Here is a 26,788-nt window from a genome sequence, read left to right as displayed (position 1 = left end):
CCTGGAGCGTAACGTCACACGCTCTTCTGGTAGGAGCGGAACGTCGCGACCGACACCGCCACGCAGACCACCGCGAGAGCGAGCAGCCCGCCGCACCGGATCGCGATGGCGCCCCAGTCGGGGTCGGCGTTCAGCGCCGAACGGCCCGCCTGCACCGCCCAGTTGAGCGGGTTGCACGCCGCGATCTTCCGCATCCAGCCCGGCATCAACGCCGGCGCCATGAAGGCCGAGGACAGGAACGTCAGCGGCAGCAACAAGAAGGTGTTGATCCCGATGATCGCTTCGCGCTGCCGTACGAGCATGCCGCAGGCGTTCGACAGCGAGCCGAACACGGTTCCGACCAGGATGGAGGCGACGATGACCACGACCGGCCCGGCGATCCCACCCGGATAGTGAGCGCCACCGAGCCACCCCAGCAGCAGGATGATCAGCGTCTGGACCGTGGTGCTGACGGCCTGCTCCACGACGTTGGCGTTCATCAGCGCCACCCGGCTCGCCGGTGAGACCAGGAACCGGTTGAGGGTGCCGCGCTCGATCTCCTCCATCGCGCCCATCCCGGCCCACATGTTCGCGGACATGGCGTTCATGGCGACGATGCCGGGGATCAGGTAGTCCAGGTAGGAGCCGCCGCCGCCGAACCCGGGAATGTCGATGACCCGGCGGAACAGCTGCCCGAACAGGAACAGCCAGATCACGGGCTGGATCAGGCTGATACCGACGAACGCGGGCTGGCGCAGGACGGCGTGCAGCCGCCGCCCGGTCAGGTGCCAGGTGTGGTTGAGCGTGGTGTTCACGGTGGCCATCAGCGGTTCGCTCCTTCGAGGTCCGTCGCGTCCTGTGTCGCCGGTGTCCCGGTCTCCGTCTCGCTGTAGCGGCGTCCGGTGTGCCGCAGGTAGACGTCGTCGAGCGACGGCCGGGCGACGGTCACGGACGCGGCCGGCGCGCCGGCATTCTGGAGCGCGGCCAGGATGCCCGGTACCGCCGCGGCGCCGTCGTCGCTGCGCGCACTGATGTTCCGCCCGGCGACCAGCACCTCCCGTACGCCGGTCAGCCCGGCCACCACCCCCCGGGCCACCTCGGGGTCGGCCCGCTCGGCGAGCTCCAGGTGCACGGCGTCGCCGTGCAGCTCGCCCTTGAGCCCGTCCGGCGTGCCCTGGGCGACGACCCGCCCGTGGTCGACGATGGCGAGCTCACCGGCGAGCCGGTCCGCCTCCTCCAGGTAGTGGGTGGTCAGCAGCACGGTCAGCCCCTCGTCGCCGGCGAGGCGCGAGATCTCCTGCCACATCGCCGCGCGCGCCTCCGGGTCCAGGCCGGTCGTCGGCTCGTCGAGGAACAGCACCCGCGGCCGGTGCGTCAGCCCGAGCGCGACGTCGAGCCGGCGCTGCATGCCGCCGGAGTAGGTCTTGACGAGACGGCCGGCCGCCTCGGTCAGGTCGAAGCGTGCGAGCAGCTCGTCGGCGCGGCGCCTGGCCTGGCCGCCCAGCCCGTACAGCCGTCCCTGGAGGATGAGGTTCTCCCGGCCCGTGGCCATCGGGTCGCTGCCGGACCGCTGCGCGACGACCCCGATCGCGCGCCGTACGCGGTCGGGCCGGCCGAGCACGTCGATGCCGTCGACCGTGGCGGTGCCCTGGTCGGGCCGGGCCAGCGTGGTGAGGATCTTGACCGCGGTGGACTTGCCGGCCCCGTTCGGGCCGAGCAGCCCGAAGACGGTGCCGCTCCGTACGGTGATGTCGAGACCGTCGAGGGCACGGATCCCCTCCGGCCTGCCTCGGAGGGGGTAGATCTTGACGAGGCCACGTGCCTCGATGGCGTTCTCGGGCATGGTCGTGCCAGCTCCTATCGGTGGTCGTTTCACCGACCGACCGGAGGAGGGCGCCCCCAAGTAGGGTGGGACGCGCCGCACCTCGGCATCGGTTCGATGGTGTAGCGGCCCCGGCGCGGTGCTCCAGGTCTGTGGCGGACGGGTGCACCAAGCCGGGGTATCTCTATTTGTCCTCGACCTCGCTTTCGGCGCGCATGGCGCGGTCGGCCTTGGCCCAGTCGCGCTCGGTCCACTCCTGGGGGAACTCCCCGGTCTTGTGCCAGGCACGCCAGTAGTCGACGCCCTCGAGAGTGCCGTCGGTCAGCTCGCGGATCAGACCGCGTACCCAGTCGGTCTCGGCCTGCTTCATGGCCAGGCCGTACTCGGACTCGATGAGGAACAGCCTGGGCAGGCGCTGCTCGGCGGTCAGCTCGTGCAGGGCCGCCCGCGTACGGGCGAGGTCGACCTCCAGCAGCCGCAGCCGCTCGGTGAGCAGGCCGATCACCTCGTCGGGCGCGAGCACGCCGACGAGCGACAGCGCCGCCTCGAAGAGGGGGTATTCCTTGGCGGGCTCGCTCACCAGCTCACGGAGCCGGTCCTCGAGCTCCTCGCGCCCGTCGTCGGTGAGCCGGTAGACGGTCCGCTCGGGACGACGCCCGGCCCGCGCGGTGCCCTCGGCCGTCACGAAGCCCTGACTCTCCAGACTCTGCACGACGGTGTAGAGGGAGCCGTACCGGATCTTGATCGACTGGTCCTTGCCGCGATGCCGGAGGAGCCGGGCGATCTCGTACGGGTGCATCGGCGCTTCGCTGAGCGTGGCCAGCACGGACAGCGCCAGCGGGGTCGTCACCCTCCGCTGCCTGGCCATGCCGCCACCTCTCACTCTGGTGCGTATATTCGTAGACGAATATACGATGAGGCGGGCGGCGAAGACAAGTTATATCGCGAAATAATGTGGCGGCTACGGCTTTGCCCTTCGACGCCGTGGGGCGCCGGGGGTCCTCGCCGCGACCCAGGCCGACCGGCTCGTCGTCGGACGGCACCGTCGCGCCGTGGCTGACCAACGGCGCTCGCTCGGGGATCGTGGCGACTCTCGTACGCGACGAGCTCGGCGCGGACGGCCCGCACCGGAACATGACGGGGCCGAGCACGGTCGCGAACCGGCCGGGACCGCGCGGCCGAGACGCACGCCGGCCACGTCAGGCCCTACCAATGAAACCCGGCCGGTGAGGAGCGGGCGCCCACCACCTCGGCCCGACCCGGGCGTGGCGGTGGGCCCGGGAGGCGGCCCCAAGGGTGTCGTCGTCACGGGTCTCCAGGACCCGCGAGAGTCTCCTCGCGGGTCGGCGTCGCCGTCGCGACGCCTCGGCGTCGCGTAGTAGGGGCGGTCACTCAGTCGGTCACCACCGCGATAGACGCTCTCGGCACCGCACTGACCGGCACGATCGAGGTCGACGGCACCCCCGGGCCGGTCGTCATGACGCGTGCGCCGGTCGTCGCCGCGTTCAGACGCCTGCGGCCGTACCGGCCGCCTTCGTCGTCGCCGGTCGGCCTGTACTACCGCAAGTGGCCGAGTTACTCGTGGATGGATCTCCCACCGAAACGGGGGCGTAGTTCCCCTTGGATCTTCGTGGCGCTCCCCGCCACCAGCCGGACGGCCGCGTCCAGGACGGTCTCGTTCACCGTCTCGCCGAACAGCGAGTAGTCGAACTCGAGTGTCGCCGCGTCCACCTCACCCTCCGCGAAGAAGCTCAGCGCGCCGAAGAGGAAGTTGCCGCCGTTCACGGCGACGTGCCGGGTCACGTCGGGGGTGAGCCCGAGGTCGACGAGCACCGGAGCACGGACGTTCACCCGTCCCTTGTCAGGGAACGCGTCCGTCACCTCGACGAAGACCACCGTCTTCTCGAACGGGACGATGATGGCACCGTGGCGGTTGGTGTAGACGCCCTCGAACCGGCCCCGCATCCACGCGTGGCACTGCGTTCGTAGCGACTCGGTGACCTCGGACATGATCCACCCCCATGTCGCCGGAGCCCTGCGGTGCGACTCCGTCAAATAGCGGGATTTTCAATTATTAGTACGCTATTTTCCGCGCGCAATAAGTGTGCGTCATCCTGTGTCGGACGTAGGGATAATACGTCGCATCATTGGCCGCAGTAAATGATCTAAGATTCGCTATTGTGACACTTCACATTAATGTGTATATAGCTCCACATTCGTGGAATCGGCCGCAGCCGAGTGCAGGTGGGGCAGACCCGGCCGAGCAAGGTGGGAATTCCGCGCTCGCGAGGTGGGCCCGGACGCGGCGAGGCAGGGAGCGCGGGCCCGTGCCCGTGGGCGGGGAGGCGCGAGCACGGACGCGCGAGGTAGGGCGGCCTGGGGCCGCCCTACCCGCGCTCATCCTTCTAGTGACATGTACAGGCGGGTGCCCTCGGGGCGGTAGCCGACGCGTTCGTAGACGCGGTGGGATCCCTCGCCCGAGTATTCCAGCCACACCGACCGTGTCCCCAGGGCGAACATGGCCTCGGTCAGCGCGGCGGTGACCGCTGTGGCGATGCCGCGACCGCGGAAGGCGGGACGGGTGGCGACGCCGGACAGTTCCGAGGTGCCCACGGCCGGCACGGAGCACGAGGCTCCCCCGGCGCAGCCGCCGTCGGGTGCGCGGACGAACCGGACCGATCCGCCGTTCTCCTGGGCGCGGCGAAGCCGGTCCGCGCCGTTCGGCGAGGAGACGTACTCGCCGGTGAACGCCTCGGACATGGTGGCGTCGATCGAGGCGTAGTCCTGGTCCGAGACCGGGGTCTCGACCAGAAGGGGGGTCCGGGCGGAGAAGCTCAGCGTGGCCGGGGTGCAGACCAGGTACTCGTGCACCTCCTCGACCGTGAATCCGGCCGCGCGCAGTGCCGGCTCCACCTCCGGTGCGGCGCCGGGCGCGAACTCGAGCCGGGGCCGCAGACCCCGCGTGCGGAACTCGGCGACCAGTGCCGCGACGTCACGGCGGGCCGGCTCGGCGCCGGGTATGGGCGTCGCGTAGTTGATGTACGGGCTGGTGGTCCCGGGATCGAACCCCGCGACGAAGCCCCCGGCCTCGACGACCACGGGGCGGCGGCGCAGGTTGGCTACGGCAAACTCTGGACGTTGGTGTCCACGGTGGTATCGGCCTCACGTGAATGACAGGGGGGTGGAACGCGCTCCCGGCCGTACGGGCAGGGCCGCGCGTGCTGGTCGGGCCCGGCCACGAGCCGGAACCGGCTCCCCAGCGGGGACGGCTGCCGTACCTCAGGCCGGCCACGAACCGAGACGGTCTCCCCAGCGGGAGACGGCGGCCCGCAGACACGGTCATGAACCGGGACCGTCCCCAACGAGCGATGACGGCCCGCAAGCCGACCACGAACCGGGAGCGGCTCCCTAGCGGGAGACGGCGGCGGGGCGGCGGCGCACCGTATCTTGGGGACGGCGGCGAGCAGACCCGGCCACGAACCGGGACCGGCTCCCCAGTAGGAGACGGCGGCGGGGCGGCGCATCTTGGGGACGGCGGCAAGCAAAACCGGCGACGAACCGGACCGGCTCCCCGGCGGGAGACGGCGGTGGGGCGTTGGCGCACCGCATCTTGGCGCCGCCAGACCCCGGCGCAGCTGGAAGAGCAGGCCGGTTCAGTGTCGGTGGCGGCCGCTGAGGGGCGCCGAGGTCATTGGCTTCATTCCCTTGCCGAACGTGGACGCGAGAAACGCCGCAACGTTCCCATGCCGCCCAGCGGTGCACAAACGGTTATCTCGCGCCGGTCAGGGCCTCGAGGGCGAGGTCGACGTCGGCCTCGGTCGTGTAGAGGTGGAAGGAGGCTCGCAGGCGGCCGTCGCGTACGGCCGCGCGGACCCCTGCGGCCTCCAGCCTCTCCTCGGCGCCCGGCACGTCCACACTGACGATCGCGCTCCCGGTGGACGGCAGGCCGAGGCCCGCCAGGAAGCGGTCCGCCAGCGCCACGTCGTGGTCGCGGATCTGCTCGACTCCGATCTCGTTCATGAGCTCCAGCGACGGAGCGGCGCCGACGTAGGAGAACCACGCGGGCGAGATGTCGAACCTCCTCGCCGACGAGGCCAGCCGCAGCGGTGGGCCGTAGAAGGCGTGCTCCTCCCCCGCGTACCAGCCGGCGGCGCTCGGGCGGATCCGGTCGCGTACGGCCGGCGCCACGTAACAGAACGCCGCCCCGCGTGGTGTCATGAGCCACTTGTAGCCCGCGCAGGCCAGGACGTCGAAGCGGGTGGCGTCGACCGGTAGCCAGCCGGCCGCCTGCGAGGCGTCGGCCACGACCAGCGCGTCGTTCGCGCGTGCGGCCTTGAGGATGTCGTCGACGGCGGCGATCTCGCCGGTCGCCGACTGCACGACGCTGAAGGCCACCACCGCCGTACGGGAATCGATCGCGTCCGCGAGCTCGTTCGCGGGCACGGTCCGTACCCGCAGGTCCTGGACCAGCCACGGGAACAGGTTCGAGGTGAACTCGATGTCCGGCACGACCACGTTCGCGCCGGGCGGCAGGGACGCGGCGACCGGTGCCAGCAGCTGGGAGACCGCCGAGCCCACCGCGATGTCATCGGCGCCGGCGCCGACCAGGCGGGCGAACGCCACGCGGGCCCGGTCGGTCGAGGCGTCCCAGGACACCCAGGGGCTCGAGCCTCGCTGCCATTCGCTCATGGCGTTCCGCACCGCGGTCATGGTCGGTTCCGGTGGAAGACCATAGCTCGCGGTGTTGAGCCAGCCCGGCTCGGCCTGCCACAGATGTACGGCTTCGCGTAGTTCCACGCGTCCAGTCTGTCGTGTCGAAGCGCTGGATGCCCGGTTCAGCGGGTCCCTTCGGCGTACTCGGCCGCGGTCAGGTACTCCACCCCCTGGTCTCCCAGCAGCGGGCGGAGGCCGTACCGGTCGAGGCCGAGCTGCCCTCCCGCCAGCGCCGCCCGTGTGGCCTCCTCCTTCTCCGTACGCGCCTGTGCGGCCCGCACACCGGCCCCCGCCTCGGCGCGGGGCACGCACATGACGCCATCGTCGTCGGCGAGGATCACGTCACCAGGACGTACGGTGCCGCCGCCGACGACGACCGGGATGTTGACCGCTCCCGCGGTCGCCTTCACCGTGCCCTGGGCGCTCACGGCCGCCGACCAGACCGGGAAGCCCATGGCGTTCAGCTCGGCCACGTCACGTACGCCGGTCGACGTGACGAGGCCGCGGACCCCGCGTGACCGCAGCGACGTGGCGAGCAGCTCGCCGAACATCCCGTCCGTGCACGGTGAGGTGGTGGTGACCACCAGCAGGTCGCCCTCCGTGCACTGTTCCACCGCGGCGTGGATCATGAGGTTGTCGCCGGGCGCGCACAGCGCGGTCACCGCGTTGCCGGCGGTCCGCGTGCCCCGCTGGATCGGGCGCAGGCCGGTCCCCAGGTAGCCGATCCGGCCCAGCGCCTCGTGCACGGTCGCGACCCCGTACGCGGCGAGGTCGTCGACCACCGCGAGGTCGGTACGCGGCGGGTCGGTGATGATCACCTTCCTCATGACAGCACTCCTGTGACCTGCGGGTACAGGCGCATGTACGCCTCGGCGCGGGTCTCGTGGGCGAGGCCGAGGTTCGGGCCGGCGTTGCGCTTGAGCTGGACGCCGCGCCGCTTGGCCAGGTCGGTGTAGTAGTCCCACATGTGCTGCTGAGCGGGCAGGCACTCCATCGCCTGGCGCTTCCGGTCGAAGACGCTGGTGATGTCGAGCAGCACGTGGGGCTTGAAGTCGCACATCTCGGGCTGGTGCGGTTCGAAGAAGAAGACCGGGGGCGCGCCGAGCGGGTCGCCCGGGGCGGGATAGCCGATCGCCTGCGCGAGCACGCGTGCCTCCAGGGCCATCCGCGCGGCCGCCGGATGGTCTCCGTTGTACGGGTCGGTGAGCGGATGGGTGAGCACGACCGCCGGGTCGACGTCGCGGTAGACACGCACGATGCGGTCCAGCAGCTCGTCGGTCGGGCGCAGCGGGTAGTCGCCCGCGTCGAGGAACTCGATCTCCGCACCGAGCGCGGCGGCGGCGTTATCGGCCTCCTCGCGCCGTTGCGCCTTGATCTGCTCCAGCGACTTGCCCTCGCGCCAGGCACGCGCGGACTCGCCGCGTTCTCCGTAGGTCAGGCAGAGCACCTTGGCGCGCTCGCCGCGCTCGGCCGCCAGCGCGATCGCGCCGGCGGCCCGCCACACGAAGTCGCCCGCGTGTGCGCTGACCACCAGCAGGGCGCCGGCTGTCGGCTCGGTCATCGTTCTCTCCTCCGTCTCGGTTCCTGCGGCAATGGTGGCCGTCTACGCGGCGCTCGGCACCCCGGATCGTTCGGCGGCCGTGTCGAAGTCGGTGTCCTTGGTCTCCGGCCCGATCAGGGCACCGATGAGGATGAGGGCGCCGCCCAGGACGAGCAGCACCACGGGCGTGTACGCGTACGCGACGATGTGCCCCAGCCAGTCCTGGTAGTAGGCATAACCGGCCGTCACCAGCAGCGGGAGGCTGTACCCCATCCCGAAACCGCTGCCGCGGACCGCGGCGGGGAACCGCTCGCAGATGTAGGACGGCGTCACCGCGAACATGCTGGCGCCGCTGAGGCGGATCAGCAGGGTCACGGCGAACACCAGGGGCAGGCCGGACCACGGCCCGGCGGCCAGGAACGCGAACGCCGCGGCGCAGATCACGCCGACGCTCACCCCGCACGCGATGAAGAACGTCCGGCGGCCGATCCGGTCGGTCAGCGCGCCCATGAGCGGGAAGCACAGAGTGTGGACGAACTGCGCGATGACCAGGGTTCCGGTGACCTCGGTCGCGGTCAGCGTCGTCTGGGTGCCGAGCAGCGACGGGAGCAGCCCGGAGGCCATGTTGGAGGCGAACCACACACCGGCCATGAGCACGAACACCTGCCAGAAGCTCCGGCGCGCCGAGCCGAACAGGACCGTCCTCACCGGGCCCGGGCGCTTCTCCGTCCGGACCGTCGCGAGCCAGACCGGCGACTCGCGCACCGTACGGGAGTAGTAGACGAGGAAGACGACGCCGAGTACCGCGCCCGCCCCGAAGGGCACCCGCCAGCCCCACTCCGCGTAGGCCGACCGGGGCCCGCCCGCCGGGGCGACGTGCAGCATGAGGAAGGTCAGCAGCGAGATCGCGCAGTACGAGAGCGGGAACCCGATGCTCACCAGGCTTCCGTACAGTCCTCGGCGCCCGCGTGGGGCGATCTCCATGGCGAGCGGGATCGCGCCGGTGTACTCACCGCCGAGGAAGATCCCGTCGACGAACCGCAGCAGGATCATCAGGGCGATGGCCCACAGGCCGATCTGGGCGTGGCCGGGCAGCACGGCGATGAGTGCCGTGGTGAACGCGCACCCCGCGACCGAGAGCAGCGTCACCCGGCGGCGGCCGACACGGTCGGCGAGACGCCCGAAGATCAGCGAGCCCAGTGGCCGGCCGATGAGCGTCGAGACGAAGACGCCGGCGGTGATGAGCGCCTTGGTCCCCGAGGGGACGGAGGCGGGCACGAAGTAGGGCAGGGCCGGGGTGAGCGCGATGGTCGGCAGGTAGACGTCGAACATGTCGACGAAGAACCCGAACGCTCCGCCGATCACGGCGGCTCTCCGCTGGGCGGCGTCGGCTACGGGAACGTGCGCGGTCGTGGTCAGGGGGACCTCCTTCGTCGGGGAGTGACCAGATGGACTGTGCTTCCGACTCCCTCGCTCCGCTCGGTCAGGGGACCTCCTTCGTCGGGGAGTGACCAGACGGGCTGAGCCTCCTGCTCCCTCGCTCCGCTCGGTGGTGGGCCGGAACTCAGAAAGCGGGGGTCGGCCGTGGGCGGAGCGTGGTCCAGTTTTGTTGACAATCGTGTGGCCAATCGTGAGGTCGTGCGCCGGGACTGTCAAGGGGAAGGTTCCATGACGGGGCGTCTGCCTGGGTCTTCGCCGCCTCGGCCGATCGGCTGGATCCACGGGCCACATTGCGCTCCCGTGCCTCCCGAGGCTAAATTGTCAACATTATTGATTTACATCCGACTTCCCGGAGTCGACGGCCGGATCCCCGATCGGCCTTCCGGGCCGGAAGGACCATCACATGACCGACGCTCCGTCTCCCCCCTCCGACCGGGCCCGTGCCCTCGTCGAGGGCGCCTACGACACCCACATCCACGTCGCCCCCGACGTGATGAAGCGGCGGATCGACGATGTCGACCTCGCCCGCAGGTTCGCCGACGTGGGGCTGGCGGGATTCGTGCTGAAGTCGCACTACGTCCCGACCGCCGAGCGCGCCGAGGTCGTGCGCAAGGTGGTGCCGGGCGTACGCGCGCTCGGCGCCATCACGCTCAACGGCTCGGTCGGCGGCCTCAACCCGTCGGCGGTGGAGATCGCCGGCCGGCAGGACGCGCGCGTGGTGTGGATGCCGACCGTGGACAGCCGCAACCAGCGGGACAGCCGCGCGCAGGATCCGCCGGGGGCGAAGCCGCCGATGTGGGCGGCGCTCCAGGACGATCTGCGCGCGGCCGGGATCGAGCCGCCGGCCGTCGAGGTCGTCGACGCCGCCGGCGCCGTCACCGGTGCCGTACGCGACGTGCTCACCGTCGTGGCCAAGCACGGCATGACGCTGGCCACCGGTCACCTCAACGCCCAGGAGATCGTCGCCATGGCCGAGGCGGCCTTCGAGGCGGGCGTACGCTGCGTCGTCGTGACGCATCCGGAGTTCACCTCTCAACGGCTGCCCGTCGACGTGCAACAACGGCTCGCGGACCGGGGAGCGCTGCTGGAGCGGTGCTTCACCACCCCGCACACCGGCAAGGTCAGCTGGCGGCAGCTGCTCGACACCATCCGCGCGATCGGCCCGGAGCACTCGGTGCTCTCCAGCGACCTGGGACAGCCGTTCAACCCGCCCGTCGAGGACGGCCTGGCGCTCATGGCCGACACGCTGCTGGAGGACGGGTTCGGCGAGGACGAGATCCGCGCGATGGCCGTCGCGAACACCCGCCGGGTCGCCGGTGAGGACTCGCGATGACGCCGCTGCGGTGCGTCGCCGTCCTGGGCCTGGGCGAGGCCGGCGGCGCGATCTCCCATGACCTCGCCTCGGCGGGGGTGCGCGTGCGGGCCTACGACCCGCTCGTACGCCCGGCCGACGGCCTCATCGCCTGCGCGGACGAGGCGGACGCGGCGCGCGGCGCCGAGCTGGTCCTCAGCGTGAACAGCGCGAAGGCCGCCGAGGACGCGCTGCGGGCCGGGCTGCCCGGCATGGGCGAGAACGCGGTCTGGGCCGACCTGAACACCGCGGCGCCGGCGCTCAAGCGCCGCCTCGGTGAGCTGGCCGCCGAGGCCGGTGTCGCGTTCGCCGACGTGTCGCTCATGGCCCCGGTCCCAGGCAAGGGACTGTCCACGCCGATGCTGGTGTCCGGCACGGCCGCCCGCGCGTACGCCGATCTGCTCGGCCCGGCCGGCGCGCACGTCACCACGCTCGACGCCCCGGCCGGCGAGGCGGCCACCCGCAAGCTGCTGCGCAGCGTGTTCTTCAAGGGCATGGCGGCCGCGGCGATCGAGGCGCTGCACGCGGCCCGTCAGGCGGGTCTGGAGGACTGGATGCGCGCGCACATCGCCGAGGAGCTCGCCGGCGCCGACGCGACCTTCGCCGGGCGGCTGGAGACGGGCAGCTACCGCCACGCGGCGCGCCGGGCCGAGGAGATGCGCGCGGCGGCGGAGCTGCTCACCGAGCTGGACGTGCCGCCGCGGATCAGCACGGCGAGCCGGGACTGGCTCGTCCAGCTCGACGGGACCCCCGCGCCGGAACAGGCGTGACGACACACCAGCGGCCGGCGGGAGAGATCATGTCCACGGCGAGCGGCACGGGCGGCGACCGGCCCGGCGACGTCCTGGCCGCGATCCGCGAGGCGATCATCGAGGGCGAGTTCGCCCCCAACCAGCGCCTCGTCGAGGCCGACCTGTCGACGCGTTTCGGCGCGAGCCGCGGCGGCGTACGTTCCGCACTGTTCGAGCTGGCCAACGAGGGCCTGGTCGAACGCGTCCAGAACCGCGGCGCCCGCGTCCGCGCCGTCACCCGCGACGAGGCGATCGAGATCTCCGAGGTCCGCATGGTGGTGGAGGGCCTGTGCGCGGCGAAGGCCGCCGAGCACATCACCGACGAGGAGGTCGCCGAGCTGCGCGCGCTGGGCGCGGCGATGCGTACGGCCGTGGCCGGCGGCCACGTCCTGCGCTACTCCGAGCTCAACCAGCGGCTCCATCTGCGGATCCGGCAGATCGGCGGCCAGTCGGCCGCCGCCGGCGTACTGGAGCGGCTGCGCGCGCAGAACGTCCGCCATCAGTTCCGGCTGGCGCTCGTCCCGGGCCGCCCCGACGTCTCGCTGGCCGAGCACCTGGCCATCATCGACGAGATCTGCGCCCGCGCCCCGGACGCCGCCGAACGTGCCGCGCGCCGCCATCTGCTCAGCGTCATCGAGGCTCTGAGGTCGGCCTGAGCGCCCTCACCACAGGCCGCGTCGCCGCACGTAGTGGGCGGTGACCAGCAGCAGGAGCGGACCCCACAGGACCAGTGGGGCGTACATGCAGGTCTGCAGGATCGCCCAGCCGTTGTAACCGCCGGTCATGTTGGAGTTCCAGACGGAGGCCAGCGTGACGCCGAGGCACGTGACGACGATGCCGCCGAGCAGCGCGGGGACGATCGCGGCGAGCGGCCGGACCCGCCGGCCGCCGACGAACGGCATCCACCGCGGCCACACCTCGCCCCAGCGGCGTACGAGGCCCAGTGTGAGGAACGCGGGGCCGTCCGAGAGCAGTCCGAGGCCGCCCAGGTACGCGAACCGCAGCCACAGCGGGTGGCTCATCATGTCGCGCATGAAGTCCGCGTCCATGCCCATCGAGACGCCGAAGATCAGCGGTAGCCGCCAGAGCGAGGACGGGACCGGGGCGAACGCCGCGACCTCGGCGGCGTGGCGTGCCCAGGCCGGGACGGGACGCGCGGTGCCCACGGCGGGAGGTTCGAGAGAGATGGTCATGCGCCCACCATGTGGCCCGGGCCGGGTCCGCCACCTCCCCGGTGAGGGGGAGACGACGCCGCTGAAGAGGGAACCGCTCGACGCCGATGTAATCCCCGACGCCTGCCCATCCCCGGATTCATGGACGGCACGCACTTACCGATGACAGGCATCCGCGGCGGTCCGATCACGATCTACGTTCGGCGGTGCCGCGCGGTGCCGGTGGGCGGCAGCATGGTGGGTATGGCGGGGCGGAACGGCTCATGGTGGCGCAGGGGCGGGAAGATGGCACCGGCCGCGCACGGCGGTGTGAACGCCGCCTCGGCGCGGCAGGTGCACAACCTCCTCCAGGTGAGAGACGTCTTCGGCGACATCACGCTGGGCTCCGCCGGGGAACACCCGTCACCGGAACCCGTGGGGACACTCGTCGGCGAGCTGACCGACCCGTTCACGCTGGAGGTCCACCGGCCCGTACGTGCCGGCGACGCGGACCTGGAGCTGGACGCGCTGCCGGCGTACGTGCCGCGCGAGCACGACGCTCGCCTGGCCGTGACCGTACGTGCCGCGGCGGAGGGGCGCAGCGGGATCGCGGCGCTCGTCGGCGGATCGTCGACGGGCAAGACGCGCGCTTGCTGGGAGGCGCTGGGGTCGCTGCCGGAGGGCTGGCGGCTGTGGCACCCGATCGACCCGACCCGGCCCGGCGCCGCCCTCCGTGACCTGGGGCGGCTCGGCCCCCGGACGGTGGTGTGGCTGAACGAGGCGCAGTTCTACCTCGCCGATCCCTCTCTGGGGGAACAGGTCGCCGCCGGGCTGCGTGAGTCGCTGCGCGATCCGGACCGCGGGCCCGTCCTCGTCCTGGCCACGCTGTGGCCCGAGCACTGGGCGACGCTCACCTCGCGGCCGGTGAACGGCGGGGATCCGCACGCCCAGGCGAGGGAACTGCTGGAGGGACACCGGATCCCCGTTCCCGGCGCGTTCACCGGGACCGACCTGCTGGCGCTGGCGGAGCAGGCCGACCCTCGCCTGGCCGAGGCCGCGGAGCGGGCCGGGGACGGACAGGTCACCCAGTACCTCGCGGGGGTTCCCGTACTCCTGGACCGTTACGAGACGGCCTCCCCCGCGACCCGGGCGATGGTGCACGCCGCGATGGACGCGCGCCGCCTGGGCGCCGGTCCCCACCTGCCACTCCCCCTGCTCGCCGACGCCGTCCCCGGTTACCTGACCGGTGCCGAGTGGGACCGCGCCGGCGACGACTGGCCGGAGCGGTCCCTCGCCTACGCCGCCGAGCCGTGCAACGGCGTCGACGGAATCCTCACCCGGGTCCGGCCTCGTCCCGGCGACCCGCCGGATGCCGCGCCGATGTACCGGCTGGCGGACTACCTCGATCAGCACGGCCGCGGGTCCCGCGCCGGAGAGGTCCCGCCGACGGAGTTCTGGACCGCGCTGGCCGACCACCTCGACCCCGCCGACCTGCGCGACTTCGCCGACGCCGCCGTAGGACGCGGGATGTACCGCGACGGCGCCCGCCTCTACCTACGGGCCGCGGCCCATGGCGACCTGGAGGCCGGCAGCTCTCTGGTCAAGCTGATGCACAAGTCGCACCCTGGCGACCCCCGGCCCGCCCGGTGGGTCGTGGCGTCACTGCCCGACGAACCCGACTTCGACAACCCCATCGGTGTGGTGCTGCTGGTGTGGGGCCTGCGCGATGCCGACGCCGGCCGGGAAATCGATGAGCTGGCCGACCGGATCGCCGCACGCGTTCCGCTCACGAACACCCGGGTCGTCGCGGAGCTGCTGGACTGCCTGTGCAATGCCGGGGCCGACCGGCGGGCGATCGCCGCGCTCGCTGACCGTGCCACCCAGGCATCCCTCAGCGACACGACCGGCGTGCTGAGCCTGTTGGCGAGCCTACGGAAGGTGAAGGCGTACCGGCAGGTCGAGGTGCTGGCGACTCGGATCGCGGCCGATGTCCCACTGGAAAACGCCCGTGTCCTTGCGAGCTTCCTGGGCGGTATGCGCCAGGCCGGCGCCGACGCGCAGGCCATGGCACTGGCCGCCCGAGCCGCCGCCGGCGTTCCGTTGGAGGCCCCGGGGGCCGTCGCGGAGTTGCTGGACGCCCTACGCGAAGCGGGCGCCGACGAGCAGATCACGACGGTGCTCAGCAGTAACCCGGCCGGCCGAGTCCCTATCACCGATCCCCAGAAAGTGGAACGGCTGCTGGGGAGCCTGCGTGCGGCGGGAGCCGAGGAGCAGATCCGGGTACTGCTCGGCCGGGACCTCGCCGGCAGTGTCTCACTCACGTCTCCTGACGAGCCGCTGGCCTGGAAGTGGCTCCTGTCCCGACTCGGCGAGGAGGGCGCCGGCCGACAGGTCGAGTCGCTGACCGCTCGGGCAGTGGCACACCTCCCGCTGACGGACCCGGGTGTGGTGTGGGCGCTGCTGTACACCCTCCGCAAGGCGGGGGCCGGCGAACGCATCGCGGCGCTGCTCGGCAGGGACCCGGCGTCCCAGGTGCGTCTCGGCGACCCCTACCAGGTGGGCCACCTGCTGGACGCACTACTCGAGGTGGGGGCCGACCGGCAGATCGAACAGCTGCTCGGCCGCGATCCCGCCGCCCACTGCGCCCTGATCACAAGCGACGATCCGAGCGGTGCGTGGGGGGTACCGGTGCTCGGGGCCAGTCTGCGCGCGGCGGGAGCCGAAACGCAGATACGCGTGCTGGCCGAGCGGGTCGCCCAAGCGCCGCTGGACCGGCCGTACCTCGTCGCCACATTGGTGGAGTTCCTCCACGAGATGGGAACCGGCCCGCAGTTCGAAAGGTTGGCCGGCCGGATCGCCGCCGGGCTCGCGCTCGATGATCCCTACAGCGGCGGAAGCCTCAGAGAGGTGCTGACCGCGCTCCGCGAGGCCGGGGCCGACCGGCAGGCCGACGCGCTGGTCGAGCGCCTGCCGGGCGGCGGGCAGTTCGAGCTGTTCGTCGAGCAGACCGGTACCGGCGACCTGTTCCGGTACGGGCGCGACCCCGGCGGCACCTCGGCCGGGCCCTGGAGCTGGGACGACCTGACGTGATGACGCTCCGGTCCGTACCTAGGTGGCGTCGTGGAAGACGAGTCCCAGGGTGTACCGGTTACCCGAGCGGATCGCGGACACGCCGTGCCGTACGGGCGAGGCGGACCAGCCGCGCTTGGAAGGTACGGGCCGGTCGCGGGTGGTGAAGATCAGGCCGTGTCCCTGCGGGATGAGGGTCGCGGTCCCCCGGGACTGGGCGCGGGGGCGCTGTTCGACCAGCAGGAACTCACCGCCCGTGTGGTCCTCGCCCGGAGCGTTCAGGTTGATCACGACCTGCAGCGGGAACACCATCTCGCCGAAGATGTCGCGGTGCAGGGCGTTCCAGCCGCCGCTCTCGTAGCGCAGCAGGATCGGTGAGGGGCGCTCCTGGCCGGCGGCGTGGCAGATGGCCAGCCATTCCTCCAGGGTGTCGGGCCACGGTGCCTCGCGGCCGAGCTTGTCGTACCAGTCGCGGGCGATGGGGAGCAGCCGCGGGTACAGCTCCTCCCGCAGCCGCTGGACCGGCTCGGGGAAGGGACGGTCGAAGTAGCGGTACTCGCCGCTGCCGAAGCGGTGGCGGGCCATGTCGACCGTGGACCGGAAACGATCGGCCTGGTCGTACAGGGCGGCCAGCTCCCGGCACTGTTCCGGGGTCAGCAGGCGCGGCATCAGGGCGCATCCGTACTCGTTGAGCTCGCCGGTCACCGACTCCCAGTCGGCCGAGGCGACTCCGCGGGCGAACGCGTCCGTGGTCGTCGTGGTCATGCCGCCTCCAGTGCGAGCAGGGTGCGCTTGGCGTCCGGACCACCGGCGTAGCCGCCGGCGGTGCCGTCCGAACGCACCACGCGGTGGCAGGGCACGACCAGCGGCAGCGGGTTGGTGGCACACGCGGTGCCCACCGCGCGTACCGCACGTGGACTGCCGGCCGCGGCGGCGACCTGCGCGTAGCTCTCCGTGTGGCCGTAGCCGATGTCGCGCAGGTGCGTCAGCACCTCGCGCCGGAACCCCTTCGACAGCCGCCAGTCCAGCGGAAGCTCGAACCGCGTCCTCTGCCCGGCGAAGTACTCGTCGAGCTGCCGGCTGGTCTCGTCCAGGCGGCCCGGGGCGTTCAGGATGCGAGGGCTGATGCGGTCGGCGAGCTGCCGGAGTACGGCGTCGTGGTCCTGGACGGAGAAGGCGACCTTCACCAGGCCCTGGTCGGTGGCGGCCAGCAGGATCCGGCCGACCGGTGTGTCCAGCGTGCGGTAGGCGACGTCGAGGACTCCCTCGCGCTGTGCGTCGTCGGCGAGTCGTGCGCGCAGCCGGTTCATCGCGGGTGCGTCCTGGGTGGGGAGCGCCGCGAACAGGCGCTCCTTGTCGGGTGCGGTCATCATCGAGCCACTTCTCTCTGCTCGGCCGGTCTCAGATACGTACGGCGCAGGGTCTTGATGCCGTCGGCCGCCGCCCTGCGAGCGGCGTCGGTGTTGCCTCCGGAGACGGCGGCGATCTCCTTGTACGGAAGCCCGGCCAGGTAGTGGTAGGCCACCGCCTCGCGCTGCCGGGTGGGCAGCGCCTTCAGCGCCCGCCACAGGTCCCCGTCCCAGTCCTCCGGCCGGCCGGCGTCACTGGGGCGTTCCGGGATCTCCTCCACGGGCGCCGGCCTGCGGGCGGCCGCCCGAGTGACGTCGATCGCCTTGCGATGGGCGATCGTCACCAGCCACGCCTCGATGTTCGCGTCGGACGGCAGATCCGGGTAGGCCTTCATGGCCGACAGGAAGGTCTCGGACCAGGCGTCCTCGGCGTCGTGCGGCCCGACCACGGCCCGGCACACACGCAGCACCATCGGGCCGTAGTCGGTCACGATCTGCTCGAAAGGTTGCACGGTCACATCCTGTAGACGTCGGGGTCCGGAGAAACGTGAGATCGCCGTTAAGGCTTCACGGGCTCCCGCACCGCCGTCTCCTCCAGATCCAGGAGAAACCGCTTGCGGTCCAGCCCCCCGGCGTACCCCTTGAGGCTGCCGTCGGCGCCGACGACCCGGTGGCACGGCACGATCACCGACAGCGGGTTGCGGGCGTTGGCGGCGCCGACCTCCTGGGCCAGGGAGACGTCCCCCAGCTCCCGTGCGAGCTGCCCGTACGAGCGGGTCTCACCGAACGGGATCCGCCGCAGCATCCCCCACACCCTCTGCTGGAACTCATCCCCCTGTGGCGCCAGGGGAAGCTCGAACCCGGTCCGCTCACCGGCGAAGTACTCGGCCAGCTGGCGCCGGACCTCATCGAAGCCCTGCTCACTGTAGGTGCCCAGTCGCTCCGGCTTCGGGCCACGGCGGTGCCGCTCGAAGTACAGGCCGCTCAGCACCCCGTCCTCGGCGACCGCGGTCAGGTCACCGACCGGCGATGCGATGACGGTATGGGTCCTGGACATCTCTTCACGCCCCTCCCGTTGGGCCGCCGGTGCGGCCCTTCCTACCCTGAAGACGGCCGGCCGGCCGGAAACGTGAGATGCCCGGCATCGAGAGCGCGTTCGATTGGAGCCCGTCGAGGCGGCCGCGCGTTACCGTTTCTCCTATGGAAGACCACTATCGGTCCCTCGCCGCACTCGACCCGGTCCTGGCGGACCTGGTCGAGGCGTACGGGCGGCCGGATCCATTCGAGTGGTCCGACGGCGGCCGAACCGGATCGAGCCGTTTCGCGGCGATGACGCTGCACATCGTCGGTCAGCAGATCTCGACCGTCGTGGCGTTCGTCATCTTCGACCGCATCGCGGCCGCCACGGGCGCCGTCCCCACCCCCGAGGCCGTCCTCGCCCTGGGGGCCGAGCGGCTGCGTGAGTGCGGCCTGTCGCGGGCCAAGGCGGGCTACCTTCTCGACCTCGCCCGGTCGCAGGCGAGCGGCCTCATCGACCTGGAGGACATGGCCGACCTCGGGGACGCCGAGGCGATCGCCGCGCTGACGGCGGTACGGGGCATCGGGCTGTGGTCCGCGGAGATGTTCCTCATCCACCAGCTCCACCGCCCGGACGTGCTGCCCGCGGGTGACGTCGGCCTGCGGCGCGCCATCGGCCTCGCCTGGGAGCTGCCCGCGGTGCCCGGCGTGAACGAGGTGCGGACCAGGGCGTCCGCGTGGTCGCCGCACCGGACCTACGCGGCCACGCTGCTGTGGCGGTCCCTGCGGCCCGTGGATGAGCCGTTCGACCAGAAGGCCCGCGCCCTGCGCCGGGCGGCCGGCCGCGCGGCCCCGGCTGAGGGAACAGGTGATGACGGTCCTCATCCGGCGGGTCTATGAGCACGCCGATCCCGCCGACGGGTTCAGGGTCTACGTCGACCGGCTGTGGCCGCGTGGCCTGTCGCGGGAGCGCGCCGCCATCGACCTGTGGCTGAAGGACATCGGCCCGAGCGCGGGACTACGGGAGTGGTTCGACCGCGCGGACCGCTTCGCCGAGTTCTCCGCCCGCTACACGGCCGAGCTCGACCACGACCCGGCCGTCGGGGAGCTGGTCCGTATCGCGCGCGCGAACCCGGTGGTCACGCTGCTGTACAGGGCCAGGAGCACCGAGAGGAACCACGCCGCCGTTCTCGCCGCGTTCCTCAACCGCCGTGCGTGATCGCCGGGCCGGGCGCCGATGGAGGGGAGGCCCACCCGCGGAATCCACCGGGTGCGAGGCTGGAGACGGGACACTTCGGCGTCGAGGCGGCCTGGATGAAATTGCCGGCGGCCCAAAGGAGTTCTACGACACGGACGTCAGGTGACGCCGTCCGCACACCGCGACGGGCGCGCCTGACCCGGCGCGAATCGGCTGAGCAGGAAGGGAAGCGCGATGACCAGCACGACGGAGAAGGCCATCCTCGCCGGAGGCTGTTTCTGGGGGATGCAGGACCTCATCCGCAAGCGCCCCGGCGTGGTCTCCACGCGGGTCGGATACACCGGCGGGGACGTGCCGAAGGCGACCTACCGCAATCACGGGACGCACGCGGAGGCCATCGAGATCGTCTTCGACCCGGAGCAGATCTCCTACCGGGACATTCTCGAGTTCTTCTTCCAGATCCACGACCCGTCGACCAAGAACCGCCAGGGCAACGACGTCGGCACCAGCTACCGGTCGGCCATCTTCTACACCGATGACGAGCAGAAGCGTGTCGCCGAGGACACGATCGCCGACGTCGACGCCTCGGGCCTGTGGCCGGGCAAGGTCGTCACCGAGGTGACGCCCGCCGGACCGTTCTGGGAGGCCGAGCCCGAGCACCAGGACTACCTGGAGCACTACCCCAACGGGTACACCTGCCACTTCGTCCGGCCCGGATGGAAGCTCCCGCACCGGGAGAAGACCGCCGGCTGAGGTGACCGCCTTCTCGCGCGGTACGCCGCGCGAGAAGAACACGGTGAGCCAGGTCAGAGTGCGCGTCGTGGCCCAGGATCCGATCGCGGCGATCGGCCTGGCCACGATCCTGGGGCCGCGCCCCCGGATCGCCTGGGGGGCCCGTACCGGGCCCTCTGATCGTCACGGCCCTGCCGGTGCGCCGCACGCTCCCAGGCCGGGGTCGCGTCGGCTTCAGCGGAAGTTCATCACCCCGCACCTGGATGCGGCCGTGATCATCAACAACGTCAACGAGTGTTTCGAAGCTTCGTCTTGTCGGCCCACGGGCCGAACTCGAGAGGACTTCGATGAACGACACTCCGCAGACGCCGGCCGGGATGAACCGGCGCAGACTCCTGGGCTCGGCCGGCGTGGTCGGCGGTCTCGCCGCCGCCTCGCTGGCTCTGCCCTCCAACGTACGCAAGGCCGTCGCCGCCCCGCCCCCCAAGAACGGCAGGCTCCGCGACATCGAGCACGTCGTCCTGCTGATGCAGGAGAATCGCAGCTTCGACCACTACTTCGGCACCCTCTCGGGTGTCCGTGGATTCGGCGACCCGCGCGCGATGCGGCTGCCGAACGGCCGCCCGGTCTTCCAGCAGCCGGACCCGTCGAGCCCGGACGGCTACCTGCTGCCGTACCGGCTCAACAGCCGGACCAGCGCCGCCCAGGCGATCCCGTCGATGAGCCACGAGTGGGTCGTCCAGCACCAGGCGTGGAACAACGGCGCGATGGACAACTGGCTGCCGGCGCACCGTGCCGCGGACGGAGCCAAGGGCCCGTACACGATGGGGTACTTCACCCGCGAGGACATCCCCTTCCAGTACGCCCTGGCGGACGCGTTCACCATCTGCGACGCCTACCACTGCTCGGTGCTCGGCCCGACCCACCCGAACCGCTACATGTGGATGACCGGCACCATCGACCCGAACGGCGAGTCCGGCGGGCCGGCGCTGGACAACAACGCCCCGTCGGGCACGTACTCGTGGAAGACCTATCCCGAGCGGCTGACCGAGGCCGGGGTGAGCTGGAAGTTCTACCACGAGCCGCAGAGCGCGACCGGGCTGCCGCCCATCGCCCGCATGAAGCAGTACGCCGCCGCCTCGACCGACTCGGCGCTGTACAAGAACGGGCTGACCGCCACCCCGACCGGGCAGTTCGAGTACGACGCGATGAACGACAAGCTGCCGACGGTCAGCTGGATCATGCCGCCGACGACCTACGACGAACACCCGGCCCGTACGCCGGCCGCGGGTGCGTCCTTCGTCGCCAGCAAGATCGACGCCATCGCGGCCAACCCCGAGGTCTGGGCGAAGACGGTGTTCATCCTGTCCTACGACGAGAACGACGGCATGTTCGACCACGTCCCGCCGCCGACGCCCAGGCCCGGCACCGCGGACGAGTTCGTGACCAAGACCTCGCCGACGGGCGTCGAGGGCGGCGGGCTGCCGATCGGCCCCGGGTTCCGTGTCCCCCTGATCATCGTCTCGCCGTGGACCGTGGGCGGCCGGGTCTGCTCCGAGCCGTTCGACCACACCTCACAGCTGCGTTTCCTGGAGCGGATCACCGGGGTGGCCGAGACGAACATCAGCGACTTCCGCCGTAAGAACCTGGGCGACCTGACCTCGGCGTTCCGCTTCGGCTCGGCGAGCCGGCACGCGCCGTCGCTGCCGGACACCAGCGGCCCCTACAACCTGGCGCAGTACGAGACGAGCCAGCTGCCGATGCCGAGCGTGCCCACCGGCGGCCAGCACATGCCGCGTCAGGAGCCGGGCAGGCGCCCGCACGTCCCCTGACGCCGCCCCGCCTGAACGCAGGACCCGCTCGGCCGGCGGGAGGCCCGATCCGCCCGATCCGATGATTTCGCCGGATGCGCTGGCGGGATGACGACGGAGCCCGGTGGCGGTTGCGGCAGCGGCGGCTGGCGTGGCGCAGATGGGCACATACGCGCCGACGGGCCGCGCCGAGCTGGTCCGCCTGCGCCGGGGGCTGAAGGACACGCGTCCGGCCGAGGCGGGCCGATCGCAGAGTCGCACGGGTAAGGCGTAGCGGGGGCGTCCCCCGGCATGGACAATGATCTCGCCGATCACCCCTCGCTCCGCTGGAGGCGACCATGCAGGGCCCCCGTCCCCTCCGGCCGGGTGATCCGGAGCGCCTCGGCGACTACCGGCTGACCGGGCTGCTCGGAGAGGGCGGCCAGGGCATCGTCTACCTGGGTGAGCGCCTGGACGACCCGGCGCCGGACGACCCGGCGCCGGACGGTACCGCCGCCGAGGACGACGAGCCGGGTCCCGGGAAGAGCCGCGAACTCTTCGCCATCAAGCTGCTGCGCACCCACCTGAGCGGCGACGAGAGGGCGCGGCGCTACTTCGCCCGCGAGCTCGCCGCCGCGCAGCGGATCGACCCCTTCTTCACCGCCCGGATCATCGAGGCGGACGTGGAGGGCCGGACACCGTACATCGTGAGCGAGTACGTCGAGGGCCGCCCGCTGTCGGAGACCGTGCGCGGCGAGGGCCCGATGTCCGGGCTCGAGCTGCACCGTCTCGCGGTCGGCACTCTCAGCGCTCTCATCTCCATCCACCAGGCCAACGTGGTGCACCGGGACTTCAAGCCCAGCAACGTACTGCTCGGCGCCGAACGGCCGCGTGTAATCGACTTCGGCATCGCGCGCGCCCTCGACTCCACGATGTCGGTGACGAGCGGCGTCGTCGGCACCCCCGCGTACATGGCGCCTGAGCAGCTGAACGGGCAGCAGGTCACGCCCGCGGTGGACGTCTTCGCCTGGGGCGCGACCATGGTCTTCGCGGCGACCGGCGCGCCGCCGTTCGGCCAGGACTCGATCCCGGTGATGATGCACCGGATCCTGAACGCGGACCCCGTCATCGGCAACATCCAGAGCCCGCTGCGTGAGCTCGTCTGGTACTGCCTCTACAAGAACCCGGCCCACCGGCCCACCACCCACCAGGTGATGGCCGGACTCGGTCCGGCACCCGTGACGCCCGCGCCGGCCTCGTCACAGCAGGCCTCGTCACAGCAGGCCTCGCCGTCGCAGATCCCGTCGCTGTGGGGCACGGGGCCGCAGGGCGGCACCCCCTGGGGCGAGACGCCCAGCCCGGTGAACCTCCAGCTGCCACCCGACGCTCCCCCACCGTCACCGCCGCCCGGGGACGCCGGGCCGGACGGCACGGGGTCAGGGCCGGCGCAGCGGGCACCAGGATCGGTGCGCCGTCGCTGGCTGCCCGCGGTGGCCGCGGCCGCCGGCGTCGCACTGGTGGCCGCGGCGACCGTCGTCGTCGTGAATCTGGACCGGCCGAACCGGAAGCCGCGGAAGCCGTCCGTCGCCGCGGCCGCGGACGCGGGGCTCGCGAAAGTGGTCAACCCCTCGACCACGAGAGGCGGGACGCTGAAGTTGCGGCAGCCCGCGGATTTCGACTCTCTCGACCCCGGCGACATGTACTACACGAGCTCATGGAACTTCAGCCGGCTGTACGCCCGGTCCCTCCTCACGTACCGGGGCGCGCCGGGGGTGGCGGGCCTGCGTCCGGTGCCGGACCTGGCGACCGGGCCCGGTGAGGCCAGTGCGGACCTGAAGACCTGGACCTACCGGCTGCGCGACGGCGTGACGTTCGAGGACGGCGCCCCGGTGACGGCCAAGGACGTGCGGTACGCGGTCGCGCGGACGTTCGCGGCGGACGTGTTCGCGACCGGTCCCGCCTACTTCCGTGAGCTCCTCGACGCCGGTACGTACGCGGGGCCGTACAAGGACGCCGACCTGGACCACTTCACGGGGGTCACCACACCCGACGACCATACGGTGGTCTTCCATCTGAAGAAGCCGCTCGCCGACTTCGACTACCTGGTCGCGATGCCGCAGACGGCGCCGGTCCCGGCCGCCAAGGACACCCGCGAGGCGTACAAGGAACATCCGGTCTCGACCGGGCCGTACAAGATCGAGCAGTACACCGCCACGAAGTCGGTCTCGCTGGTCCGCAACCCGTCGTGGCACTCCGACGGCATCCGCACGGCGCTGCCGGACCGGATCGAGGTCACCTTCGGGCAGACCAGTGACGCCGTGGACCAGCAGCTCGTCAGCGGCCAGGCCGACGTGGACCCGGACAGCACCGGGCTCCAGGCCGCGGCCCAGGCCAGAGTGCTCGCCGACCCGAACCTCAGGAAGAACACCGACACCCTGACCACCGGCTTCCTGCGATACGTCGCACTGTCGACGAAGGTGGCTCCGTTCGACAACGTGCACTGCCGGCGCGCTGTGCAGTACGCGGTCGATCGCACGGCGACGCAGACGGCGGGCGGCGGGACGCAGGCGGCGGAGCCCGCCACGAACATTGCGCCGCCGGTCATCGTGGGCCGCGAGCGGTTCGACGCGTATCCGGCCGACACCGCGAAGGCCAAGCAGGAGCTGGCGTCCTGCGGCAAGCCGGCGGGGTTCAGCACCCGGATCGCGATCCGTGAGGACCGGCCCAAGGACAAGGCGCTCGCCGCCGCCGTGCAACAGGCCCTCGCGCGAGTGGGCATCAGCGTGCGGACCGAGGAGTACCCGACCACGGACTTCTACAAGGACGACGCGGGCAATCCCGAGTTCGTGCACAAGAACGGCCTGGGCATGATCCTTTCGGCGTGGGGACCGGACTACCCGACCGCCATGGGCTTCTTCCCGCAGCTCGTCGACGGGCGGCAGATCCAGGCGACGTACAACAACAACCTGTCCGAGCTCAACGACTCCGGAGTCAACGACGTCCTCGACCGGCTGGCCGACACCAGAGACCGGACGACTCGGGAGGGACTCACCGCGGACCTGGACCGCAAGGTGATGGGCACCGCCGCGATCGTGCCGCTCCTGTACGACAAGTTCGTCCTGTACCGCGGCCCCCGCCTCACCAACGCGTCCGTCAGCCAGATGTACGTCGGGTACGACCTGACGACGCTCGGCATCGGCTGACCAGGACGGTTCCGGCAGACCAGGCAGATGTTGATATTGAAACTTCATCGACTTTTGAATACCGTATACCGCCCGTAGCAGCATCGTCGCCCCCCGGAGGTGACCAACGTGAGCACGTTGGCCCGACCAAGCTTCTTCGACCGATCACGGACGGTGGCGCCTCCCTCGTGGAGCCGCTGGCTGGTTCCTCCCGCGGCGCTGTCGATCCATCTCGCGATCGGCCAGGCGTACGCATGGAGCGTCTTCAAGCCCCCACTCGAATCCTCGCTCGACCTGTCGGGCAAGGGGAGCGCGCTGCCGTTCCAGCTCGCCATCGTCATGCTGGGCCTGTCCGCCGCGTTCGGCGGCACCATGGTCGAGCGCAAAGGACCGCGCTGGGCGATGGCCGTGGCACTGACGTGCTTCTCCTCGGGGTTCTTGATCTCCGCACTCGGCATGGCGCTCTCGCAGTACTGGCTCGTGGTGTTCGGGTACGGCTTCGTCGGCGGGATCGGCCTGGGCATCGGCTACATCTCACCGGTCTCCACCCTGGTCAAGTGGTTCCCCGACCGGCCCGGCATGGCGACCGGCATCGCCATCATGGGATTCGGCGGCGGGGCGCTCATCGCGTCCCCGTGGTCGGCCGAGATGCTCTCGGCCTTCGGCACCGGGACCGGCGGCATCGCGGAGGCCTTCCTGATCCATGGTCTGGTCTACGCGGTGTTCATGTCCTTCGGCGTCCTCCTCATACGGGTCCCCGCCCCGGACTGGCGTCCGGCCGGCTGGAGTCCCGCGGTGGTCGCCGAGAAGCGGCTGGTCACCACGGCGAACGTCTCGGCCCGCAACGCGCTCCGCACCCCGCAGTTCTGGTGCCTGTGGGTGGTGCTGTGCCTGAACGTGACCGCGGGCATCGGCATCCTCGAGAAGGCCGCCCCGATGATCACGGATTTCTTCGCCGACACGTCGGCGCCCGTGACCGCCAGCGCCGCGGCGGGCTTCGTCGCGCTGCTGTCCCTGGGCAACATGCTGGGCCGCTTCGGCTGGTCGTCCCTCTCTGACGTCATCGGCCGCAAGAACATCTACCGCTTCTACCTGGGCGTGGGTGCGCTGATCTATCTGGTCATCGCACTGACCAAGGACGCCTCCAAGCCGGTGTTCATCGCGTGCGCCGTGATCATCCTGTCCTTCTACGGCGCGGGCTTCGCCACGATCCCGGCGTACCTGAAGGACCTGTTCGGCACCTACCAGGTCGGGGCGATCCACGGCCGCCTGCTCACGGCGTGGTCCGTCGCGGGCGTGGCCGGCCCACTGATCATCGACGGGATCGCCGACGCGCAGAAGGACGCGGGCAAGACCGGTCCGGCGCTGTACACGACCTCGATCTACATCATGATCGGCTTGCTGGTGATCGGCTTCGTCGCCAACGAGCTCGTACGCCCGGTGAACGCCAGGCACCACGAGGCCGAAGCGGTGGTGCGGGAGCAGGAGGAGCCGACGGTGACGGGCAAGGAGAGCTGATCATGGCCAGCACGGAGCAACAGAACACGAACCGTATTCCGCTGATGGTGATCGCCTGGGCATGGGTGACCGTGCCGTTCATCTACGGCATCTACGAACTCGTCCAGAAGGTCACCCAGCTGTTCAACGGCTGACCCGCGAGAACA

At 71.2% G+C, this 26,788-nt stretch carries 25 protein-coding genes; 11 read left to right on the top strand and 14 right to left on the bottom strand.

Annotated features, from left to right (window positions below):
* Nucleotides 1-14 precede the first annotated feature (14 nt).
* From FB559_RS33560 to FB559_RS33515, 9 genes are all read right to left on the bottom strand, one after another.
* The gene (locus FB559_RS33560) at nt 15-803 is read right to left on the bottom strand and encodes an ABC transporter permease (RefSeq protein WP_221640311.1); all 789 of its coding nucleotides are present in this window, start codon (nt 801-803) and stop codon (nt 15-17) included.
* On the bottom strand, nt 803-1,822 hold the full coding sequence (locus tag FB559_RS33555) for an ATP-binding cassette domain-containing protein (protein ID WP_141960951.1): 1,020 nt from the start codon (nt 1,820-1,822) through the stop codon (nt 803-805). Before FB559_RS33555 ends, FB559_RS33560 begins: the two co-directional genes overlap by 1 nt.
* A 163-nt stretch (nt 1,823-1,985) precedes the next feature.
* Entirely contained in the window at nt 1,986-2,669 is a 684-nt protein-coding gene (locus FB559_RS33550) for a PadR family transcriptional regulator (RefSeq protein WP_141960950.1), read from the bottom strand.
* A gap of 707 nt (nt 2,670-3,376) precedes the next feature.
* On the bottom strand, nt 3,377-3,811 hold the full coding sequence (locus tag FB559_RS33540) for a T3SS (YopN, CesT) and YbjN peptide-binding chaperone 1 (protein ID WP_141960948.1): 435 nt from the start codon (nt 3,809-3,811) through the stop codon (nt 3,377-3,379).
* Nucleotides 3,812-4,198: 387 nt separating this feature from the next.
* The gene (locus FB559_RS33535; RefSeq protein WP_221640310.1) at nt 4,199-4,900 is read right to left on the bottom strand and encodes a GNAT family N-acetyltransferase; all 702 of its coding nucleotides are present in this window, start codon (nt 4,898-4,900) and stop codon (nt 4,199-4,201) included.
* A gap of 669 nt (nt 4,901-5,569) precedes the next feature.
* A complete protein-coding gene (locus FB559_RS33530) occupies nt 5,570-6,598 on the bottom strand; it encodes an aminotransferase class V-fold PLP-dependent enzyme (protein WP_141960946.1) in 1,029 nt (342 codons plus the stop codon).
* 38 nt (nt 6,599-6,636) lie between these two features.
* Nucleotides 6,637-7,341, bottom strand: a complete 705-nt coding sequence (locus FB559_RS33525; protein WP_141960945.1) for a 4-carboxy-4-hydroxy-2-oxoadipate aldolase/oxaloacetate decarboxylase — start codon at nt 7,339-7,341, stop codon at nt 6,637-6,639.
* Complete coding sequence (locus FB559_RS33520; RefSeq protein WP_141960944.1) at nt 7,338-8,075, bottom strand: PIG-L deacetylase family protein; 738 nt, start codon at nt 8,073-8,075, stop codon at nt 7,338-7,340. The genes FB559_RS33525 and FB559_RS33520 overlap by 4 nt, the downstream gene beginning before the upstream one ends.
* Before the next feature lie 42 nt (nt 8,076-8,117).
* Nucleotides 8,118-9,419 carry an MFS transporter gene (locus FB559_RS33515; protein WP_185792524.1) on the bottom strand — a complete coding sequence of 434 codons (1,302 nt, stop codon included), beginning with the start codon at nt 9,417-9,419 and terminating at the stop codon, nt 8,118-8,120.
* Between the two features lie 478 nt (nt 9,420-9,897).
* On the opposite strand from FB559_RS33515, the gene FB559_RS33510 reads away from it, so the two are divergent.
* Genes FB559_RS33510 through FB559_RS33500 form a run of 3 tightly spaced genes read left to right on the top strand, consistent with a single transcriptional unit; the run spans nt 9,898 to nt 12,292 of the window.
* Nucleotides 9,898-10,827: a DUF6282 family protein gene (locus FB559_RS33510; protein WP_141960942.1), complete on the top strand. Its 930-nt coding sequence runs from the start codon at nt 9,898-9,900 to the stop codon at nt 10,825-10,827.
* On the top strand, nt 10,824-11,615 hold the full coding sequence (locus FB559_RS33505; RefSeq protein WP_141960941.1) for a DUF1932 domain-containing protein: 792 nt from the start codon (nt 10,824-10,826) through the stop codon (nt 11,613-11,615). Before FB559_RS33510 ends, FB559_RS33505 begins: the two co-directional genes overlap by 4 nt.
* Before the next feature lie 29 nt (nt 11,616-11,644).
* Nucleotides 11,645-12,292: a GntR family transcriptional regulator gene (locus FB559_RS33500; protein WP_141960940.1), complete on the top strand. Its 648-nt coding sequence runs from the start codon at nt 11,645-11,647 to the stop codon at nt 12,290-12,292.
* A 6-nt stretch (nt 12,293-12,298) separates the two neighbouring features.
* On the opposite strand, the gene FB559_RS33495 is transcribed toward FB559_RS33500, so the two are convergent.
* Nucleotides 12,299-12,829, bottom strand: a complete 531-nt coding sequence (locus FB559_RS33495; protein ID WP_141960939.1) for a hypothetical protein — start codon at nt 12,827-12,829, stop codon at nt 12,299-12,301.
* 141 nt (nt 12,830-12,970) lie between these two features.
* On the opposite strand from FB559_RS33495, the gene FB559_RS33490 reads away from it, so the two are divergent.
* Nucleotides 12,971-15,877, top strand: a complete 2,907-nt coding sequence (locus FB559_RS33490; RefSeq protein ID WP_221640309.1) for a hypothetical protein — start codon at nt 12,971-12,973, stop codon at nt 15,875-15,877.
* Between the two features lie 18 nt (nt 15,878-15,895).
* Here the strand turns inward: FB559_RS33490 and FB559_RS33485 are convergent, their stop codons facing one another.
* The 4 genes from FB559_RS33485 to FB559_RS33470 are packed head-to-tail and all read right to left on the bottom strand — an operon-like array spanning nt 15,896 to nt 18,262.
* A complete protein-coding gene (locus FB559_RS33485; RefSeq protein ID WP_141960937.1) occupies nt 15,896-16,621 on the bottom strand; it encodes a 2OG-Fe(II) oxygenase in 726 nt (241 codons plus the stop codon).
* Nucleotides 16,618-17,229, bottom strand: coding sequence for a methylated-DNA--[protein]-cysteine S-methyltransferase (locus FB559_RS33480; RefSeq protein WP_141960936.1), 612 nt, complete (start codon nt 17,227-17,229; stop codon nt 16,618-16,620). Before FB559_RS33480 ends, FB559_RS33485 begins: the two co-directional genes overlap by 4 nt.
* Entirely contained in the window at nt 17,226-17,717 is a 492-nt protein-coding gene (locus tag FB559_RS33475) for an RNA polymerase sigma factor (RefSeq protein ID WP_246122283.1), read from the bottom strand. Before FB559_RS33475 ends, FB559_RS33480 begins: the two co-directional genes overlap by 4 nt.
* A 47-nt stretch (nt 17,718-17,764) precedes the next feature.
* Complete coding sequence (locus FB559_RS33470) at nt 17,765-18,262, bottom strand: methylated-DNA--[protein]-cysteine S-methyltransferase (RefSeq protein ID WP_141960934.1); 498 nt, start codon at nt 18,260-18,262, stop codon at nt 17,765-17,767.
* 143 nt (nt 18,263-18,405) lie between these two features.
* Here FB559_RS33470 and FB559_RS33465 point away from each other — a divergent pair, with 143 nt between their 5' ends.
* The 7 genes from FB559_RS33465 (at nt 18,406) to FB559_RS46335 (ending at nt 26,776) form a co-directional block, all read left to right on the top strand.
* Nucleotides 18,406-19,122: a DNA-3-methyladenine glycosylase family protein gene (locus FB559_RS33465; RefSeq protein ID WP_185792523.1), complete on the top strand. Its 717-nt coding sequence runs from the start codon at nt 18,406-18,408 to the stop codon at nt 19,120-19,122.
* Nucleotides 19,094-19,441 (top strand): DUF488 domain-containing protein, encoded by a 348-nt coding sequence (locus tag FB559_RS33460; protein WP_141960932.1) that lies wholly within the window; start codon nt 19,094-19,096, stop codon nt 19,439-19,441. Before FB559_RS33465 ends, FB559_RS33460 begins: the two co-directional genes overlap by 29 nt.
* A gap of 213 nt (nt 19,442-19,654) precedes the next feature.
* Nucleotides 19,655-20,173 carry a peptide-methionine (S)-S-oxide reductase MsrA gene (msrA, locus tag FB559_RS33455; protein ID WP_141960931.1) on the top strand — a complete coding sequence of 173 codons (519 nt, stop codon included), beginning with the start codon at nt 19,655-19,657 and terminating at the stop codon, nt 20,171-20,173.
* Nucleotides 20,174-20,499: 326 nt separating this feature from the next.
* The gene (locus FB559_RS33450; RefSeq protein ID WP_221640308.1) at nt 20,500-21,984 is read left to right on the top strand and encodes an alkaline phosphatase family protein; all 1,485 of its coding nucleotides are present in this window, start codon (nt 20,500-20,502) and stop codon (nt 21,982-21,984) included.
* Between the two features lie 317 nt (nt 21,985-22,301).
* A complete protein-coding gene (locus tag FB559_RS33445; protein WP_141960930.1) occupies nt 22,302-25,145 on the top strand; it encodes an ABC transporter substrate-binding protein in 2,844 nt (947 codons plus the stop codon).
* Nucleotides 25,146-25,253: 108 nt separating this feature from the next.
* Complete coding sequence (locus FB559_RS33440; protein WP_246122281.1) at nt 25,254-26,642, top strand: OFA family MFS transporter; 1,389 nt, start codon at nt 25,254-25,256, stop codon at nt 26,640-26,642.
* Nucleotides 26,643-26,644: 2 nt separating this feature from the next.
* On the top strand, nt 26,645-26,776 hold the full coding sequence (locus FB559_RS46335) for an MFS transporter small subunit (protein ID WP_281286309.1): 132 nt from the start codon (nt 26,645-26,647) through the stop codon (nt 26,774-26,776).
* Nucleotides 26,777-26,788 lie beyond the last annotated feature (12 nt).

Source organism: Actinoallomurus bryophytorum (genome assembly GCF_006716425.1).
Lineage (GTDB): Bacteria > Actinomycetota > Actinomycetes > Streptosporangiales > Streptosporangiaceae > Actinoallomurus > Actinoallomurus bryophytorum.
Note: the sequence above shows the minus strand (reverse complement) of the source record. Positions and strands in the feature narration are given on the sequence as shown.